Genomic DNA, 19,621 nt, shown 5'->3' with positions numbered 1-19,621 from the left:
CAAGTTCTGAGTCTTTAATTATAATTTATCTTTTATTAAATATTCAGAGTCTTGATAGATTAAGGACAAATACAAAAAAACTAATGCCATAATAGATAATATTCCACCTATAGCATAAGAAGCATAGGTAAAATCAAACCCTAGAAAAGATGAAATATCACCTCCTTTTAGTATGCAAAGCGATCCAAACGTTCCTGAGCTTGTATATATGGCAAGTATTTTAATTAATTCGATCCGTCGCAGCTTTTTTGTTAATAATTTTTCATTCCACATAAATCTATTACTTACAATATCTATTGAAGTAAACCTTTGGCTTCTACCATAGCGCCCAATAAATTTATATGCTCCGGGAGTATATAAAAACCACTCCATTTCTGTTGGGGTTAACTCTCTAGTTGTTACACACCTAAACGCAACGCGTAAATTAACTAGATTAATAGAGGCATCACTTCCGCATAATAATTGTAATCTTTCAAAATAATCATATTTTTGCACTTTGAAAGAGAAGCCCCCTAACTTAAGTTTGTGAAGTGTAAATGAAAGAGAAATAACACCTCCAAGAACCAACATCAGTAACTTTACCGTTTCCATACTTAATTACCTTAACAATGTAATGGAACTATTTTAATATGAATATTACTCTAAATCAGTCTTTAATAACCTTAACTCTGCCTACATCACCACTTTCTAAACGCACTTTAATACCGTGCGGATGATTCGCTGACTTCGTTAAAATGTCTTTCACAATCCCGTCCGTCAAGTTACCACTGCGTTGGTCTTGTTTCAGTACTATTGATACTGATGCACCTTTTTGAATGTCTGCTCTGTTGGTTCCGCTCATGTTTTTTTCCTTATTAAAATCAGTGTGGTGTTACATTATATTGGTTGTGAGTTTGCCCTATGGTGAGTATCCGGTCAATGCCATCGCCAGAATATCTTTAAGCTATAAATGCACTCGTACAATTAGTTATATCTAACACATATATAAACTATAACTAAAAAATAAGGCACTACCGAAAGAGGTATGGATTCAACATTTGGAATAAATAATTATGGATAATTAAATTTAGATTTATAGTAAAAAAATCATATTTTAAATGAGTACATAACGATGAAATTAAATTTAAAATTTACATCAAATCCAATAATGAAATTATTATTAGGCGCGATGTTTATATCCGGCACCATAACCAATGCTAGTGCAGATACCATTCTTCATGCTTTTAACTGGAAGTATAGTGACGTCACTTTACAAGCGAAGAATATAGCGCAAGCTGGTTATAAAAAAGTATTAGTATCACCACCGTTAAAATCGTCTGGTAAAGAATGGTGGGCGCGTTATCAACCGCAAGATATTCGTTTAATTGATTCGCCTATAGGCAACAAAGAAGATTTACAGGCGTTGATTCTCGCGCTTAAAAAAGAAGGTGTGGATGTATACGCCGACATCGTATTAAACCACATGGCGAATGAAAGCTGGAAAAGAGACGACCTAAATTATCCAGGCAGTGAAGTGTTAGCCCAATACAGTGCCAATAGTGAATATATAAAAAAACAAACCCTGTTTAGCGACCTAAGTAAGGGGTTATTCTCTAGCGCCGACTTTCATCCACCGGGCTGTATCACTAATTATGAAGACCCTGGTGACGTACAATACTGGAGACTGTGTGGTGGTGATAACGACAAAGGCTTACCTGACCTTGATCCTAGCGACTATGTGGTTCAGCAACAACGCACATACCTGCAAGCTTTAAAAAATATGGGCGTAAAAGGCTTTCGGATTGATGCCGTAAAACACATGAGTGATTATCAAGTGAGCCAAGTATTCACCCCAGAGATCATTGCTGGTATGCATGTGTTTGGTGAGGTAATTACCACTGGTGGTAAAGGCGAGTCAAACTACCATAAATTTCTTGAACCTTATTTGAATAACACCAATCATGGCGCTTATGACTTTCCGCTATTTGCGTCGATAAGATCGGCTTTCTCATATAATGGCAGCATGTCTTTGCTTCACGATCCAGAGGCCTATGGTCAAGCATTACCGAATAACCGCGCTATCACGTTTACTATTACCCATGATATTCCGACTAATGATGGGTTTCGTTATCAGATAATGGATCCAATTAATGAAAATTTAGCCTATGCCTATATTTTAGGTCGAGACGGAGGCACACCGTTAATTTATAGCGATGCACTGCCAGATAATGAAGATAAGGATAATGGTCGATGGGAAAATGTTTGGAATCGCGATTATATGGTTAAGATGATTAGCTTTCACAATGAAATGAAAGGTAAACAGATGACAACCTTATATAGTGATAAGTGTATGCTGATTTTTCAACGTGAAAAAAATGGCCTCGTTGGCATCAATAAATGTGCTGAAGAGCGTTCTTATACCATAGACACATACAAGACTGAGTTTAATTGGAATGTGGCCTATAAAGATAAGCTGAGTGATCATAGCGAAACCATTACATCGCGTTATCATAAACTGTCTATCCCAGGCAAGACCGCGAGAATGTTTGTGCTTTAACATCGTCAAGTTTATAACCAACGCGCTTATAAAAGCTAACCTAGTGCGTTGGGTTACAACCGTGGAACAAAATAAACCTCTAACTAAAACGAGAGATTTATTTTGTTGATGGCGAAGGACACATTGACCTTTCTATCGGTTTTACGATAGGTTAGATACTTAGCCCGCTAAAAACTGAAGAGATAGCTGCCATGAGTAACGACATCCCCAATTTTAATTTATTGGCCGTGTTCGCCGCAGTCATAGAACAAGGCAGCCTGAGTAAAGCGGCCGAGCACTTAAACACCAACCAATCGACTATCAGTACCGCATTAGCCAGATTGAAGAAGGACATAGGCCAAGACCTGTTTATCCGCAGTGGTCGTGGCGTGGTGCCGAGTGCATACGCAACAAGTTTATACGCGCAAATCAAAGATCCCATTCAGCAACTGAATGCTGTATTTCAAGCGCTAGGCGAGTTTGATCCCGCGGAATCCACGCGTCAGTTTATGATGGCGGCACCAGAGCATTTACAATTAGCCATGCTCAACCAATTAGCCGAACAACCAAACAACAACCTGACCTTAGAAGTATTCGAACAACCCTACGACGATGAAGACGTATACGAGGGGCTGTTAACACAAAAGTTCGATGTCATGATTGATATCTTCCCACCCCATCACCCGAATATTGCATCGATGAAACTGTTTGATGGCGAATTTGTGGTGCTGTGTCGCCAAGGCCACCCCAGAATTAAACATGCACTAACCGAAACGCAATACATGGCAGAAACCCATGCAATATTAGACCGAACGCGAAACAAAATGCTTAGCCTGAGCCACTACACCACCCTCGACGTCAGCAAGCGTAAAGTCGCCTATCACGGCGTATCCATGTTCAGTAATATGTTGTTGTGTAGCCAGTCAGATTACCTCACAGCAGTGCCGCTCTCGATGGCATTACAATTTAAAGACCAGTTGAAAATGCAAATGTTCAAACCACCATTCGAATATAAAAATATATCCAATTACCTTATTTGGTTGAAAAAGTTTAATCACGAACCCAGTCACAAATGGTTAAGGGACGAGTTAATCAAAGCAGCAAACAGTTTGTCGTAAAACTATCGTAAAACAATGTATCTTAAAACAATGTATCTTAAAAAATGAATCGTAAAACCATTTATCTTAAAATGACCTATCGTAAAACCGATAGATCGAATTCGTATTAGCCTGTGTTTTCACATAAGTCAGGTCGCTATTATTAGCTTCATAAACTATTCAATTGTGAAACACACTATAAGGTCACTATCATGGCTAATACATTTAAGAAAATGGCTCTCCCTCTTGCGATTACTGCAGCATTATTTGCATCCGGTTTTGCTAACGCGACGCCTGTTACAGAAGCGACGTCAAGAGTAGGTCAAGAACTGCAAACCAGTTCTGCAGCGCAATACCAAAACATCGATCTTAATGCTCGCTACACAAGCGATGTGCTATTTGAAAATGAATCAAACCTATTTTGGGGTGAAGGCAAACGTATTAAAGTATTGTCTAAAACAGGTAAGAATATCGCTTACACTGCTGAATCAGATAAGGTACACCCTACTCTGACTAAACACAGTCGTAAAATGGATCAAGCAATCATCCAAGTTGATGATAACGTTTACCTCGGTTACGGTTTTGGTCTTGATACACCCGTTATGATTGAAGGTGACGATGGTATTATCATTATTGATCCAGGCGAATCAGTACAAATGGCCGAGTCTGTTAGAGCCCAGTTCCGTGCAATCACTGACAAACCAGTAAAAGCAATCATCTACTCACATAACCACATCGATCACATCTCTGGTGTGCGTGCTTGGGCAACTGATGAGCAAGTAGCATCTGGTGAAATTCAAATCATCGCACAAGAAGGTCTAACTGCAGCGGTTGCTAACTGGTCATCAAACCTAGGCACATTACTTGGTCAACGTACGTCTTTCACCGGTGCTAAGCACGTTGAAGAAGGCGAAAATGGTACTGTAAACGACGGTCTAGGTCCTCGTTTCATGCAAGGTGACATCTCGTTCATCGAACCAAACGTACTTATCCCATCACTAGAGACGCTAGATATCACTATCTCTGGTGTTAAACTACAGATTGTTAACGTGCCATCTGAAACAAAAGATGAAATCGTTGTTTACCTTCCTGAACAAAAAATCCTGCACGCTGCAGAGGTTTTACAAGGTGAAAACTTTCCTAACCTACACACAATCCGTGGTACTAAATTCCGTGACCCTGCAATGTGGTTCAAAGGTATTGACGTAATGCGTGAATTTGATGTTGACGTCATGATTAACTCTCATGGTCGTCCAGTTGAAGGTAAAGCAGCAGTCGCTAACGTATTAACAGCTTACCGTGATGCGATTCAATATACGCATGACCAAACTATCCGTTACATGAACAAAGGGATGACAGCTGATGAGTTAGTTGAAGTGGTTAAACTGCCTAAACATCTTGCTAATCACCCTTGGTTAGGTGAGCACTACGGTACTGTTGCACACGCGGTGCGTCAAATCTATGTTGGTTACATCGGTTTCTATGAAGCAGATCCATGGCAGTTAGAGCCAATGGCTTACAATCAACGTGCTAAAGCATTCGTTGAAATCATGGGCGGTCGTGACCACATAATCAAAACGGCAGAAGCAGCTATCGCAGCAGAAAACTTCACCTTTGCAGCTGAAATATTGTCTTACCCAATTACAGTAAACAAAGACGATACTGAAGCACGTCAACTTAAAGCACAAGCTTACAAAGCATGGGCAGCAGATCAGGTGAACATCAACTGGCGTAACTGGGGTCTAAATGCAGCAGCTGAGCTAGAAGATACTCGTGACTTCTCTAACCTAATCAGCTTCGCATCTGTTGACGTATTAACAGCGCTACCAAGCAAGCAAATCTTTGAAATGATGACTGCTACGCTAATCGCTGAGAAAACATTAGACGTGCAAACGGCGCTAACGTATAACTTTGCGGATACTAACGAATCATTCACCATTGAAATTCGTAACGGTATTGCTCAATTACACGAAAAAGCACTAGAAGGTGCTGACGTTCAAATCAACACAACACGTGCGGTATTGAACCAAATCTTAATGGCTGGTCCAAATGGTCAACAAGTGATTGGTCAGAATATGCAATCAGGTGATTTTGCATTTGCTCAAGGTAGTATCCAAGACTTTGGTCAATTCATGAGTTACTTCGATAAACCGATGTCACCAGAAGAGATCATGCTTATCGTACGTTAATTCACTTCTCGCATTAATGTAAACACAAAGGAACTATCATGGTTCCTTTGTGTTCTTTCATGTCCCTTTATGTCCATTTATGTCCCTTCATGTATATGTGCAGTAAAAATACCCACCAAAAAATGACTCAAAAATAACCAAGACATGAAAGTGGAAAAATAATAGCTATAACTACCACATAACAAGTAACTATCAGATGACTCTAATTAAGTTCAATGTTATTTTGTTATATTAATCGATGATTTACACATTAATAGGTAACTTGATGGCTAACAACTCCGCGCAATTAATTTCATTAGTAAACAGCAACGGTGAATACACTTATGTTAACAAGCACTACGGTGACGCATTAGGGTATGCACAAGATGCATTATTAGGAAAGAATAGCCGCGCGCTAGATTCATCAACCATGCCAGCGACAGTCATTGACGAAGTGAAAAGAACCTTAGCACAAGGCTTTTCATGGCAAGGTGTTATCTGTAAAAAAACGCAAAGTGGCGGTGATGTTTGGCTCGATACCTTTATTACACCACAGTTTGAAAACGGCAAAATAGTCGGTTATCAAGAAGTCAGTACAGCCGCGACGCCGCAAATGGTCAACCGGGCGAGTACCGTTTACAAAAGCCTGCAAGGCAAAGGACTGTTGTTTGAGTTTACCCGTACTCAACGCTTTATCCTGTTAAGCCTCATTAGTATAGTGGCGCAATTCTTTATCTATACGCAGTTGGGTTTAGCCGCATCACTGATTGCTTTATTTTCAGCTGTTACACCTATCATCATATTCTGGCAAGACATCGTCCCTATGGCGAAAAAAGCCCAACGCATGCAGTCAATGTTTGACAGTGTCAGCCGCCAAGTCTATTTCGGCAAAGGCACCGCCAGCGTGTTCGACTTTAATATGGGCATGCTTAAGATTAAAATTAAAGCTATTTTAGAACGTACATTAGACTCGACTAAACCAGTACAACTGGTTATTGAAAGAGTGTCAGCGGGTACCGACCAGATCCGTACTAACTTGCTTCATCAACAACAAGAACTCACGGAAGTCAGTGCTGCAATGTCGCAAATGCTCACCTCGACGGGTGAAATTGTACGTAATAGTGTCGAAACCTCTGATGAAATCAATGCGACCTTTATGCTATGTGAAACCGCGCAAAGTGGTATCAATACCACGACAGTCGAGATCAAGCAGCTAGCCAGAGAAGTTGAACAAGCCTCGACTGCCGCTGACAAGCTAAACACCGAAGCCCAAAACGTCGGCAGCTTGATGACCAACATCCAAGCGATTGCCGATCAAACCAACCTACTGGCATTAAACGCGGCAATTGAAGCGGCGCGTGCTGGTGAACAAGGCCGTGGTTTTGCAGTAGTCGCAGATGAAGTGCGTACGTTATCATCGCGTACCCAAGATACGGCCAAAGACATTCATACCAGTTTATCGACTATGTTAGAAACCATTAATGATTGGTTAATCATGATGAAGAAAAACAAAGATAATGCTGACCTATGTGTCGGTCAAGCAGAACAGTCAGATCAGGCAATTGCGATTATCCACGAAAAAATGCAGCAACTGTCGCAACTATCAATGCAGATAGCAACCGCCGCTGAAGAGCAAAGCGTAGTATCAAACGAGATCAACAATCACGTTATCGATATTAAACAAGGTTCAGAGCTTAACTGGCAACATACCGACACGGTAGTGAGCCAAATGGATGAGTTGAAACACGACATTAACGCCATCAGTAACCTCGCGAATACTTTTATTCCAGCAAACTAAGCCGATATCTTTATGCGAGTAAGCTAAGCCGATACCTTATGCTAGTAAGCTAAACCGATACACTCATGTCTGCAGTTCACCGTAATGGTTGGAACTGAAGACATGCGGTGCGCCTATGACCCCGCTGACACACTGTTAATATGCTTCACCAGCTCATTCAGACATAGCGGTTTAGCAAAGAAATAACCCTGCAATAAATCACAATTATAATGCCTTAGCTTCTCATACTGTGTTTGAGTTTCGACGCCTTCAGCAACCACTGTCATATTAAATGAATTACCGATAGCGATAATCGTTTTTACCAAGGCATCACTTTGCTCATTATCTAAAAACTTATTAATAAATGACCGATCAATTTTAATCTCACTAAAAGGCAGATCCCCCAAGTAACTCAGTGATGAAAAACCAGTACCAAAATCATCAAGAGACAAACCAAAACCAAACTGTCTTAGTTCATGGAATAAGGGTGACAAGCCCAATACACTGTCAATGGCCGCGCTTTCTGTCAGCTCAAACGTCACTCTTGATGTATCGATACCCGTCGCGTTAACAACCCGTTTTATATTACTAAAGAATTCAGGATCAATAACCTGTATCGGAGAGATATTAATAGATAACGCTAATGCTTCGTGACCATTCGGCGATATGGATAAGATGTCCTCACAGGCGATCTTAATAACCGCTAAACCCAGCTCATGGATAGCACCACATTTTTCGGCCATTGTAATAAATTCAACAGGACTCACCACGCCAAAAACAGGACTGTTCCAGCGACAAAGTGCTTCAACACTGACCACCTGTTTGTTGTGCGCATTTACCTGAGGTTGATAGTTAACCGTAAATTCACCTCGTTCCAGCGACTTATAAAGTTCCTCTTTCATAAGGTGTTGACGTTTTAACTGGATATCAAATTCAGCTTCAAATAAACAGGCCTTACCTTTACCCTGATCCTTTGCTTTATAAAGCGCAATATCTGCTTTGCCAATCAAGACTTCAAGGGTTTGAGCATCATCGGGAAAGACCGATACCCCAACACTACAGTTTGATTTAATTTCTCGTTCACTACATCGCATTTTAGTGTCAAATATAGCTTTAACGTTGGCCACCTTAGCCGCTATCTCCACTTTCATATTTAACCCAGAAAAACAGAACAGGAATTCATCGCCACCAAAACGACAGACCATATCGTCAGTATCCAAGATAGTTTCAAACTGCCGACTGATCGCACAAAGTAATTCATCACCGACAGTATGACCGTAGAGGTCATTTACATACTTAAAATTATCGATATCAACAAAAGCGATTGCGAGGTACTGGCCATGTCCATCTGTCAGTCGTTGCTGCACAAACTTATCTAGCGCAGTGCGGTTAGGGAGCCCAGTAAGCGGATCATGTAGTGTCATATGTAGCATCGCACTATTCGCATTTTTCAGTTTAACAAAATTGGTTTCTATCTTAGTTTCAAACTGAGAAAATCGCTGCGTCAGCCGTGCTCTTAGATGATGAGTGAAAAAACCGACAACAAGGATAAGTAGCAGACTAAAGCCAATTAATGCAAATAGCTTCATGCGGTTCTGCTGCACAATCATTCGTTCTTTTTGTTGCAGGTATTCTTCCATCGCGGTGACATATACTCCAGAACCTATCACCCATTTCCAATCGGGACACCATTTCACATAGCTAATTTTGTCCGGCCCGGTCATATTATCAGGCAGGAATAAGCTGGCGTATTTTACATACCCGCCATTATCTTTTGCTGTATCAAACAGGATCTTAACTTGTTCTTCGGTCTGATAATCACCATAAACTTGGGTAATTAATTCATTATTCTGGTGCGCCAAAATCACGCCATTATCATCCAGTACAAATATATAACCATTACTGCCAAATCGAATAGTTGATATCCAGTGTAATAGGTCATTCTTTACTGTGGTTTCAAAGTTCTCAACATATTCTCCGCTGCCAATGATCCAGTCGTAAGGTTCAAAATGCTTCAAAAAGCCAATTTTATCCCGTTCATTGCTCATCTTGCGATTATCAGTATCGGTATTGGTATTGGTATCAGGTTTATAAAACAACCACTGAGTAAATCCCTCACCCTTATCTTTAATTAGCGTGATGAATTCCTGAATAAGATAAGACCCGCTACTATCTTGCATATTGATTAGGTCGGTTTGCTCTTTGCCTGGGTGATAAGGCAACATGATATTATTGCCGTCCATATCATAGATAAAGTAATAACCTCGGCCGTTGTTAAAACGGATGCTTTTTAGCGCGGTCACGATCAATGCTTGTACATAGTCTGCGGATTTATCTTGATTCTCAGTGTAAATAGCGTTCGCGATATCGTGTGCCTGATACACTTTTTCTTTAATATCCGCTTTTAATAAATTCTCCATGCGATCGCGTTCGTAACTGACCTGCTGGTAAATAGTATCTACTCTGTTTTTAATCTGCTGTTTTTGACGCTCATTGAAATCTGCGCGTAAACTACTGATATTTTCGTTGAGTTCGATTCTATTATTAATAAGCAACAACGCAATAATAATCAAAGTAAATACTGTGCTTAAAACTATCGGTATTAGTTGAATAACTCTCAACAAATTTTTATTTAAATTGTTATCCATAAAACATTCTACTTATTACGATAGTTATATAGGCCGGTCGAATCCTATATTTTCGATATAGATAACATATGGTGTGGATAATTTCAATAACCTATCGATGGTAACTATGATCTCAGGGGGCTTAGGCTGACAAGCTCGATTTCTAAATAGCTCACAGAGACCTGCAATCAAGTGCAATTAATCAGACCTAGATAACAAAAAATGTTGTAAGTTTCAATTAGACTTTAGTTATCTATGATCCTACCGTTTAAGTTGTAAAGCCGTTATGTATTACGATAAATTCACCATCTCCTACACTTCTGCCACTGGTGAGCAAGAATGTCCAATAATCTTAGTCGGTAATGAAGCTGGCATTACGCAACTCATGATCGACAATAATACAAAAGCCATTCACATCTCTACCGACTGGCAACATTCCAGTACCTATTTTAATGACGCTAAACAGCAATTACGTGAATATTTCAATCACCAAAGAAAGGGTTTTGACCTTAAACTGAACCCCGCTGGCACCGTTTTCCAGCGCCATGCTTGGCAACAACTGCTCAAGATACCGTATGGACAAACGAATCGTTATAAAGACATTGCAGCTGGTCTGGGCAATCCCAATGCATCACGCGCGGTTGGCATGGCCAATAACAAAAATCCGATCCCGATTATCATTCCTTGCCATCGCGTTATCGGCGCTAATAATAAGCTGGTTGGCTATGCCTACGGATTAGAGCTAAAACAACAACTCATTTCACTGGAACAACGTAAATGGTAGGTATGGTAGGTATGGTAGGTATGGTAGGTAATAGTTGATGAGACACCGCTTGTGATCACCAGATATAAGTTATACACAAGCGGTTCAAGTACGAATTTCGCAAGCGTTAGGCTTTACGAAATGTAATCATGTTGCTGCACACTGTCTACTAACAATTTAGGTTTCAGTCTTCTCAGACTCGTGCGAATGATAGTTCGCGCTTTTTCCCGAGAAATAGATAACCGTTCGCCAATACGTAATAAGCTCAACGGATCCTCACCTGTTAATCCAAATCGCAGCTCAATCACACGACGCTCTGTTTGCGGCAAGGTTTCTAATAACGCTAGCAGATAGTCTCGGGTATTACCGCCTTCAATTTCAGCACTCGGTGTACGATGCGCTTCATCTTCAATAATATCGCCAAGCGTAGTCACCGCATCACTCTCAGTTGCCATGCCTTTATCTAAACTTAATTCATTAAAGTAATAAGACAATACGTCCATGACTTCATCGACATCTGTTTCTAATACCTTCGCGATGACAACAAGGTCATTATCACTGCCAACATCAAGCCCAAGCTCTCTCGCGACCTTACCAATACTTTTATGCATCTTGCCAATATGGATCGGGATACGGATGGTTCGCGCATTATTCATAATACTGCGCTCGATGTTATTCTTGATCCACCACACCGCATACGTGGAAAAACGATAGCCTTTACAGGCATCAAACTTCTCAACAGCGCGGATCAATCCAGTATTACCTTCCTGAATAATATCCACTAATGGAATAGCACTATATTGATAACGCTTAGCGACACTGATCACCAAGCGTAAGTTAGCTTCAATCATCCGGTCCTTGGCGCGTAAGTCACCATTAGCAACCGCCACGGCAATGTCGTACTCTTCTTCTTTCGTCAATAACTTACTATTTTTATTGACCTGTTGCATGTAAGCATCCAGTGCAGTTGATTCGTGAGATATATCCATTTCTCTCTCCTATAAAGTTGTAACCGCTTAACCTTACTGAAACACTCAGCTTGAATACTGCAATCATAAGTACTAGATAAGCATTAAAGCACTCAAAAATACTAATAACTAGGTAGTCCTAACCTAACAATCAAAAAACGTGACAATGCTTCACATATATGTGAGCTGGATCGAAAAATAGTAATGAAAAATGTCTGGTCGGAGCTATCCAGCTTGCATAAAAAGCCATTCCATACATATGACAAACAACATAAGCCACTGATTTAATAAGATATTAGTTATTTTATAATGTTAACGTTAACTTAATTGATAACGTATAGAATAATAGTCCACAAGGAGCATAGTATCTCGATAAAAAGTCAGTATACTGACTGCACTTTTAAGCCTAGGAATGCACCTATGACGATGTTAACACTCACAAAACAACGCGCGGCGCTACATTATTTCTGTGCTGCCGTGATCTTCAGTATTTATGGTGGTCGTGTCTGTCCCTTTATCGAATCCATTTCAATCTGGCAGACGAGTGCTTATACCTTTATCGCGTTCACCGCCATGTTCGTTGTGAGAACCAAGTTGATCCAAGATCGCGTCGGCTTTAAAAATGCTTTACTCGAGTGGAGCATTTTCATTGTTGGGGCAATAGCGCTTTCTGCTTGGTATCACAGTTATTATGACTTTCCAGTTGAAAGTGGCTTGAAGGTGCTGTTTGGGATTGGCAGTTTAGGGACACTCATTAGTCTCGATTTAGCACTGCAAGCGCAAGTGAAACATTACCCACACACCGAATACCAACAGTTGCCCGAGCAGATGACTCATATGCGTCATTCCATTGCCAGTCAACTTGCCGTGTTAGTGGTGTTTATCGTGATGATGTTAACCACTATTTTAGCCATGATCATGGTCAAAGATGTGCGCTGGTTAACCGACAATATCGGTCAAATCGAAGAACAAGCCGCGCTAGTCAGCATCATCAAAGAATTTGCCTTTGTCGCCGTGGTATTGATTATGTATACCTGCACGATCATGTATCATTGGTTACAGTTATTACGACTATTATTAGATAATCAGCAACGGGTATTGATCGCCGCTGCCAACGGTGACCTCAGTGCGCGCGTACCGGTTTCACATCAAGGTGAACTGGGGATTATTGCTTATTACACCAATGATATGCTCAACAAGCTGGCGCAAAGCAAAGACGAAATAATACAAACCCGAGATGTGGCGATTGTCGGTTTGTCAGCATTAGCAGAAGCGCGCGATAATGAAACCGGCGGGCACATATTACGTACCCAAGAATACGTGCGCGCATTAGCTATTCAACTGCAGAACCACGTTAAATACCGTGATTATTTAACCAATGAGACGGTGGATTTACTCTACAAATCCGCACCGCTACATGACATTGGTAAAGTCGGCATCCCCGATGCCATTTTGCTGAAACCCGGTAAACTGACTGATGACGAATTTACCATCATGAAAACCCATGCCATGATAGGTGCAGAATCCATTGCCGTGGCAGAAAAACAAATGGGTTCAAACAGCTTTCTGGCTATCGCCCGTGAAATTGCCCTCAGCCACCATGAAAAATGGGACGGCAGCGGTTACCCTTATCAATTAAGTGGCGATGACATTCCGCTATCAGGACGCTTGATGGCACTGGCCGATGTGTATGATGCGCTGATCTCTAAACGGGTTTACAAACCTGCATTCAGCCACGATAAGGCCAAAGAAATTATCTTAGCGGGTAATGGCAGCCACTTTGATCCAGCAGTGGTTGAAGCATTCATTAATTGTGAACAAATGTTTGTTAGTATTGCCCTAACGTATAACGATGAAAAAGAACAAGCAGCATAAGGATGACAATGCAATTTTCAATACTCGGTAGTAGCGGTTTGTCTGTGTCACGAGTCTGCTTAGGCAGCATGACATGGGGTTTTCAGAACAACCAGCAAGACGCCAACCAACAAATTGACTACGCGCTGTCGCAAGGCGTAAACTTTATCGATACGGCAGAAATGTATGCCGTGCCACCGTCAGCAGATACCTACGGTAAAACCGAAACCATTATCGGTAATTGGTTAGCGGCTAATCCACAACGCCGTAAAGACATTATCTTGGCAACCAAAATTGCCGGTCCGGGTTTACCTTGGGTACGTAATGGTGCGCCAATTACAGGTGACAGTGTCGTTCAAGCTGTTGATGCTTCATTAAAGCGTCTGCAAACTGACTATATCGACTTATTCCAACTGCACTGGCCAAACCGCCCTAACCCACATTTTGGCCGTCACACACCCAGTGATGTTCGTTTTAGTGACATCAACGCTGGCGATCATACCGCGCAAATGCTGGATATATTACAAGGGCTAAAACGTTGTGTTGATGCCGGTAAGATCCGCTTTTGTGGTCTGTCTGATGATACAACTTGGGGTATTAATACCTACCTGAAACTCAGCCAGCAATATGACCTACCACGCATGGTATCGATTCAAAATGAATTCAGCCTACTGCACGCCAAAGACTGGCCATATTTAGTCGAAAACTGCGTACATGAAGATATTGCTTACTTACCTTGGTCACCACTAGCAACCGGCATGTTATCTGGCAAGTACTTAAACAATGCACGACCGGAAGGCAGCCGCTGGACATTCTCGCAACGTAACAAGCTGTTTAGGGACACCGAAGCTGCCCAACTGGCGACATCTGAGTATGCCGAGATTGCCCATCAATGTGGCATCACCCCTGCACAATTAGCCTTAGCCTGGTGTGACCAAGTTGATGGTGTCACCTCGACCATTATCGGCGCAACAACACAGGCGCAACTAATAGAAAACATTAACGCCTTTGCAACGCCGTTAACACCACAAACATTAGCGGATATAAGCGCTGTGTTTAAGCGTTATCCAGCACCGTTTTAATCTTGTTGCTAAGTCTTAGCGCTAATAAATGAATTAAGGATTGTGACGAGCATGAGGAAATAGCCATGCTCTTGCTGCAACCCACAACAGCTGCTACAGTAAAGGACTAAATGAACTTAAAATAAGTCGGATTAAGATCGTAATATATTCATTATGACTGACAATAATTTACGGTTAAGTGTGTAAAAGTGCGATCTAATCAACTAAAAAAACACACTTAATAGGTATAATCAAAAAAACTCCAAATACGGATATAAGGAATTAAATATGCCATTTGATAACATCACACAGTCATTCGCTGAATGGCAAAAGCGCCTTAATACGCTTGCAGATCATTCAGGTTTACACTCGATCCTGATTATGGAGTCAAAGCACGACACAATGGAAGTTGTCGTAGCCAATGAACAGCCTATTTATAATGTTGGTGATTGTGGTCCGAAAAGTAGACAACCGGGTTGTCACGAACTGTATTGCGAACGCGTTGTGGATACTGCCCAACCGGTATTCATTCCAGACGCCAGTATTGATGAAGAATGGAAAGACAACGAAGATTACGTGAAATTCAACCTCGGTGTATACCTAGGCTTCCCACTTGTTAATCAAGGTGTTGTCGTTGGCACTATCTGTGCGCTAAATGATAAAACATTTGATTTTAACGAAGGTGAACCATCGATGTGTAGTGAATTAGTGCAATTGAAAAACGATATCGAATTAGCATTCTCGTAATGTAAAGCGTTAGCAGTATATTGATATGCTGCTAACGGCCTTTTCTACTAATCACCTTCATTCTGCTAATCACCTTCATTTTACTGATAGCCTTAATTCTGTTTTCTATAAATAACCCTGTCAACGCTGGCTTTTACGTAATTGTTTACTCACATATAACAACTTATCTGCCGATTCAAGCGCACCAGACAAGGTGATATCGTGACTCATCACGTGCAACCCAAAGCTAAATGAAATCCCTAAAAAGTCTTTATCTAACTCCATATCATTACGTATTTGAGTTAAACGTTGGTCAATTTTAACCTTGCCAACATCTTCAAACACAACCACAAATTCGTCCCCACCGACACGGTAAATAGTATCCTTGTCGCGTAGCTGACTGTTTATGTACAAAGCAAACTTCCTCAGCATCTCGTCACCTTTTAAATGCCCAAAAGTATCGTTAATACGTTTGAAGTTATCGAGGTCCAAATACACGACAGTATTATTGTTGTAAAAAGTACGTTGCATTAATGCCGTTTTGTTGGCAATGCCGGTCAAGTCATCATGCTGTAAACGTTGATTTAGTTTATGCTGCGTTTTCACTTTCTCGGTGATATCCCAAGACAATAACGCCATGAACTCCTCATCGCCTTCTTGCATAATATATCGCACAGATTCAAAACTGGTGTCATTGAAGGTTTCAATACTGGTTTTCATCTTATCCGGTTCAGCTAACGCCGCCGCATCATTTACTTTGCACTGTAGTAATAGGTCAATCACATCTTTGTCTTCAATTTTCTCTATAATGTCGTCAAGCGTTAATCCATGTATATCAAATGGAAAAAAGCCCTGGTAGCCTTCATTTACAACGACATGTTCACCAGTTAATTTTTTTACCGCCACTAATCCAGGGAAACTTTGAATAACTTGATTTATTAATGACATACTAATTCCATGTAGACTGGCGAAAAAATGATTATAACTTAATACCCCTAGCATAGACTATGGATATATACCTTAAACCCTTAATATTACTCCTTTATTAGTATTAAATTAAAACCAAAATTGCAGTCGATTTAAGCTAACTGTTATTATTCATTCAAACAACGCTTAAATACATCTAAACTATTATATTTAATAGGTTTTTTAAAAAAGTTTGTGTATCCTAATTAATTCATCAATAAACAGCACATTTAGCCAATTACTTTATACGAATCATCTATAAAAATAACGTTACTGTTTGTTATACATATATAAACTGAGATGTAATTATGGAATTAATCCCCTCTCTATTACAACAAATGTGTGTTTACCTCGTTTTTGCTTATTTGCTTAGCAAAACCCCGATCTTTATGCCGTTGTTAAACATATCTTCACGCTGGGAACATAAGTTTAGCTGTTACTTAATATTTTCGATATTTTGTATCATGGGCAGTTATTTTGGCCTGCAATATGAAGATGCCATCGCCAATACGCGTGCAATCGGCGCTGTAATGGGTGGACTGTTTGGTGGACCAATAGTCGGATTAGCCGTTGGTATGACAGGTGGCATACATCGCTACTTCATGGGCGGATTTACCGATGTAGCGTGTGCTATTTCAACCTCTGTCGAAGGGCTCATTGGTGGTTTACTGCATGTTTATCTATTGCGCAAGAATAAGATAAACTACTTATTCAAACCACAAGTTATCTTTCTTATTACCTTGTTTGCAGAACTGACCCAAATGGCAATAATACTGGTTGTCGCAGAACCTTATCAACAAGCATATGACTTAGTCACGACTGTCGCCATACCCATGATCCTCGCCAATACCATCGGCGCGGTGTTATTCATGAGTATTATTGAAGATAGAAAGTCTATTTATGAAAAATACTCGACTACTTTTTCACAACGCGCGCTTAGAATTGCAGATCGCAGTGTCGGTATTCTCAATCAAGGGCTCAATACTGAAAGTGCGCAAACAATTGTTCGTATCATTCATGAAGAGACCAATGTTGGCGCTATCGCCATCACGGATACCAAAAATATCTTAGCGTTTATCGGCATCGGCGAACAACACCATCATGCTAACGTGCCTATATCTAGTAGCATCCAGCAAGCCATCGATGAAAACCGTATTATAGATCTAAACACCACCGCTGATACCTACCAATGCAAGGTTAACCGACGTTGTCGTCTAGGCACTGCGATTATCCTGCCGTTACGCAATGGTGATAACAAAGTGGTCGGTACCATTAAACTCTATGAAGCACGTCGAAAACTACTGTCTAACATCAACGTATCAATGGCAGAAGGTATCGCGCAATTACTGTCTAGTCAGATATTACTGGGCCATTACCAGCAACAACAAACCTTGTTAACACAAGCAGAACTGAAACTGTTACACGCCCAAGTTAATCCGCACTTCTTGTTCAATGCATTGACGACGATCAGTGCTGTAACACGTCGTGAACCTGAAAAAGCCAGAATCTTAATACAGCACCTGTCACAATTTTTTCGTAAAAATCTAAAGCAAAATATCGAGTCTGTCAGCTTGCGCGAGGAGTTATCGCATGTAAATGCCTACCTCACCATAGAACAAGCAAGGCTGACCAATCGACTACGTGTAAGCGTTGACATCGATCCCGCATTAATGGATATAAAACTACCGACTTTTACGCTGCAACCCCTGATTGAAAATGCCATTAAACACGGTATTTCAACGATGTTGAGCGCGGGTAAGTTAGAGATATACAGCCATAAAACGACTGAAGGGACACGCATTGTTGTGACTGACAATGCCGGTACATTTGTCAAGAACAAAGAAGAATCAACGGGGTTAGGACTTAAAATAGTAGATAAGCGACTCGTTAATCATTTTAATGAGCGCTCGAGTCTACAAATAACAACGACCAAGAATAAGCTGACCCAAGTATCATTTTTGCTGCCAACTACGGCCACAACTAATACGCTAACAACAAATAAGGAAAACTAACTCATGCTTAACGCTATTGTCATTGACGACGAACAGTATGCTCGTGAAGAGTTAATCGAATTATTACATGAAACCAAACAAGTTCAGGTAATTCAACAAGCAGAAAATGCAATTGAAGGGTTACAATTAATTAATAAATACAAACCTGATATTATATTTTTAGACATTCAGATGCCACAAATAACCGGTATCGAGATGCTGTCGATGTTAAATACTGACACCATGCCGAAAGTGGTTTTTTCAACAGCATACGACCAATATGCGGTAAAAGCCTTTGAAGAAAACGCCTTTGATTATTTGCTAAAACCGGTTGACCCAGCTCGCCTCCAAAAAACCGTCGAACGCTTAGTTAAATCAACCCAACAACCAAATTATGATGTTATCACGCTGACACACTTAGAGCATGTACCTTGTATTGGTCACAATCGTATTTTGATTATCGCGACAAAAGATATTGAGTTTGCACACAGTGGTCTATCAGGCGTATACATTAATACCGGTCAGCAAGAAGCGACAAGTCAGTTAACATTAAAGATATTGGAAGAGAAAACCCCAATGATCCGCTGTCACCGACAATATCTAGTCAATCTAAAGGCTATTAAAGAGATCCAACTATTAGATAATGGTTTGGCTGAAATCATGACGAACAGTGGCCAAACGCTCCCCGTTAGCCGTCGCTATTTGAAACGGTTAAAACAAAACTTAGGCATTCTTTAAGCATAATGTAACTAAAAAAATAGCCTTACCACGGTAGTCGTGAGTAAGGCTATTTTTATGCAAAAGACTGAATATAAAGAAACATTACTTAAATGTATAATCACTTTTTCACCCCTGCCAGGCTGATTTACATTCAATCTTTTATGCATCCCTGTCAGCAACAGTGCTGTACGAGCTTAGTTGATAGACGCTAGCCACCAAAAAAAATACAACAAACTCATATAGATCTCCTTATTTATATGAGCGTAATTTTAGTAACATAGGTACATATTAATAGTATTGATTCAGTCAGTGGCAACATGGCAAATTAAGTGGTTTATGTTACCGGTAAAACAAGCCAATACTCACACTATATGGTCGTCAGGAAGAT

The 19,621-nt window shown here is 40.5% G+C and carries 15 protein-coding genes; 10 read left to right on the top strand and 5 right to left on the bottom strand.

All coding sequences use genetic code 11. From position 1 onward, the window contains the following. Nucleotides 1-18 precede the first annotated feature (18 nt). Together A923_RS0108810 and A923_RS0108805 are read right to left on the bottom strand one after the other, a co-directional pair. A complete protein-coding gene (locus tag A923_RS0108810; RefSeq protein ID WP_017221302.1) occupies nucleotides 19-591 on the bottom strand; it encodes a hypothetical protein in 573 nt (190 codons plus the stop codon). Between the two features lie 55 nt (nucleotides 592-646). Next, the gene (locus A923_RS0108805) at nucleotides 647-841 is read right to left on the bottom strand and encodes a YwbE family protein (protein ID WP_017221301.1); all 195 of its coding nucleotides are present in this window, start codon (nucleotides 839-841) and stop codon (nucleotides 647-649) included. A 270-nt stretch (nucleotides 842-1,111) separates the two neighbouring features. On the opposite strand from A923_RS0108805, the gene A923_RS0108800 reads away from it, so the two are divergent. The 4 genes from A923_RS0108800 to A923_RS0108785 all read left to right on the top strand — a co-directional run bounded on the left by A923_RS0108800 (nucleotide 1,112) and on the right by A923_RS0108785 (nucleotide 7,578). After that, nucleotides 1,112-2,536, top strand: coding sequence for an alpha-amylase family protein (locus A923_RS0108800; RefSeq protein ID WP_017221300.1), 1,425 nt, complete (start codon nucleotides 1,112-1,114; stop codon nucleotides 2,534-2,536). 191 nt (nucleotides 2,537-2,727) lie between these two features. After that, entirely contained in the window at nucleotides 2,728-3,633 is a 906-nt protein-coding gene (locus A923_RS0108795) for a LysR family transcriptional regulator (RefSeq protein ID WP_017221299.1), read from the top strand. A gap of 191 nt (nucleotides 3,634-3,824) precedes the next feature. After that, nucleotides 3,825-5,801: an alkyl sulfatase dimerization domain-containing protein gene (locus A923_RS0108790; RefSeq protein ID WP_017221298.1), complete on the top strand. Its 1,977-nt coding sequence runs from the start codon at nucleotides 3,825-3,827 to the stop codon at nucleotides 5,799-5,801. Nucleotides 5,802-6,066: 265 nt separating this feature from the next. Continuing rightward, nucleotides 6,067-7,578, top strand: coding sequence for a methyl-accepting chemotaxis protein (locus A923_RS0108785; protein WP_017221297.1), 1,512 nt, complete (start codon nucleotides 6,067-6,069; stop codon nucleotides 7,576-7,578). 113 nt (nucleotides 7,579-7,691) lie between these two features. On the opposite strand, the gene A923_RS0108780 is transcribed toward A923_RS0108785, so the two are convergent. Beyond that, the gene (locus tag A923_RS0108780; RefSeq protein ID WP_017221296.1) at nucleotides 7,692-10,205 is read right to left on the bottom strand and encodes a bifunctional diguanylate cyclase/phosphodiesterase; all 2,514 of its coding nucleotides are present in this window, start codon (nucleotides 10,203-10,205) and stop codon (nucleotides 7,692-7,694) included. Between the two features lie 265 nt (nucleotides 10,206-10,470). Between A923_RS0108780 and A923_RS0108775 the strand changes: the two genes are divergently transcribed. Beyond that, a complete protein-coding gene (locus tag A923_RS0108775) occupies nucleotides 10,471-10,968 on the top strand; it encodes a methylated-DNA--[protein]-cysteine S-methyltransferase (RefSeq protein WP_017221295.1) in 498 nt (165 codons plus the stop codon). A gap of 113 nt (nucleotides 10,969-11,081) precedes the next feature. Here A923_RS0108775 and A923_RS0108770 read toward each other — a convergent pair whose 3' ends face one another. Beyond that, nucleotides 11,082-11,936 carry a sigma-70 family RNA polymerase sigma factor gene (locus A923_RS0108770; RefSeq protein ID WP_017221294.1) on the bottom strand — a complete coding sequence of 285 codons (855 nt, stop codon included), beginning with the start codon at nucleotides 11,934-11,936 and terminating at the stop codon, nucleotides 11,082-11,084. A 399-nt stretch (nucleotides 11,937-12,335) separates the two neighbouring features. Between A923_RS0108770 and A923_RS0108765 the strand changes: the two genes are divergently transcribed. The 3 genes from A923_RS0108765 (at nucleotide 12,336) to A923_RS0108755 (ending at nucleotide 15,577) form a co-directional block, all read left to right on the top strand. Further along, nucleotides 12,336-13,790: an HD-GYP domain-containing protein gene (locus tag A923_RS0108765; RefSeq protein WP_017221293.1), complete on the top strand. Its 1,455-nt coding sequence runs from the start codon at nucleotides 12,336-12,338 to the stop codon at nucleotides 13,788-13,790. Between the two features lie 8 nt (nucleotides 13,791-13,798). Beyond that, a complete protein-coding gene (locus A923_RS0108760; protein ID WP_017221292.1) occupies nucleotides 13,799-14,851 on the top strand; it encodes an aldo/keto reductase in 1,053 nt (350 codons plus the stop codon). 267 nt (nucleotides 14,852-15,118) lie between these two features. Next, a complete protein-coding gene (locus tag A923_RS0108755; protein ID WP_017221291.1) occupies nucleotides 15,119-15,577 on the top strand; it encodes a GAF domain-containing protein in 459 nt (152 codons plus the stop codon). A 120-nt stretch (nucleotides 15,578-15,697) separates the two neighbouring features. On the opposite strand, the gene A923_RS0108750 is transcribed toward A923_RS0108755, so the two are convergent. After that, entirely contained in the window at nucleotides 15,698-16,504 is an 807-nt protein-coding gene (locus tag A923_RS0108750) for a GGDEF domain-containing protein (protein WP_017221290.1), read from the bottom strand. A gap of 326 nt (nucleotides 16,505-16,830) precedes the next feature. Here A923_RS0108750 and A923_RS0108745 point away from each other — a divergent pair, with 326 nt between their 5' ends. Further along, nucleotides 16,831-18,534 carry a sensor histidine kinase gene (locus A923_RS0108745; RefSeq protein ID WP_017221289.1) on the top strand — a complete coding sequence of 568 codons (1,704 nt, stop codon included), beginning with the start codon at nucleotides 16,831-16,833 and terminating at the stop codon, nucleotides 18,532-18,534. Nucleotides 18,535-18,537: 3 nt separating this feature from the next. Further along, entirely contained in the window at nucleotides 18,538-19,251 is a 714-nt protein-coding gene (gene btsR, locus A923_RS0108740) for a two-component system response regulator BtsR (RefSeq protein WP_017221288.1), read from the top strand. Nucleotides 19,252-19,621 lie beyond the last annotated feature (370 nt).

Source organism: Moritella dasanensis ArB 0140, from assembly GCF_000276805.1.
Classification (GTDB): domain Bacteria; phylum Pseudomonadota; class Gammaproteobacteria; order Enterobacterales; family Moritellaceae; genus Moritella; species Moritella dasanensis.
This window is presented reverse-complemented; position numbering and strand designations above follow the sequence as displayed.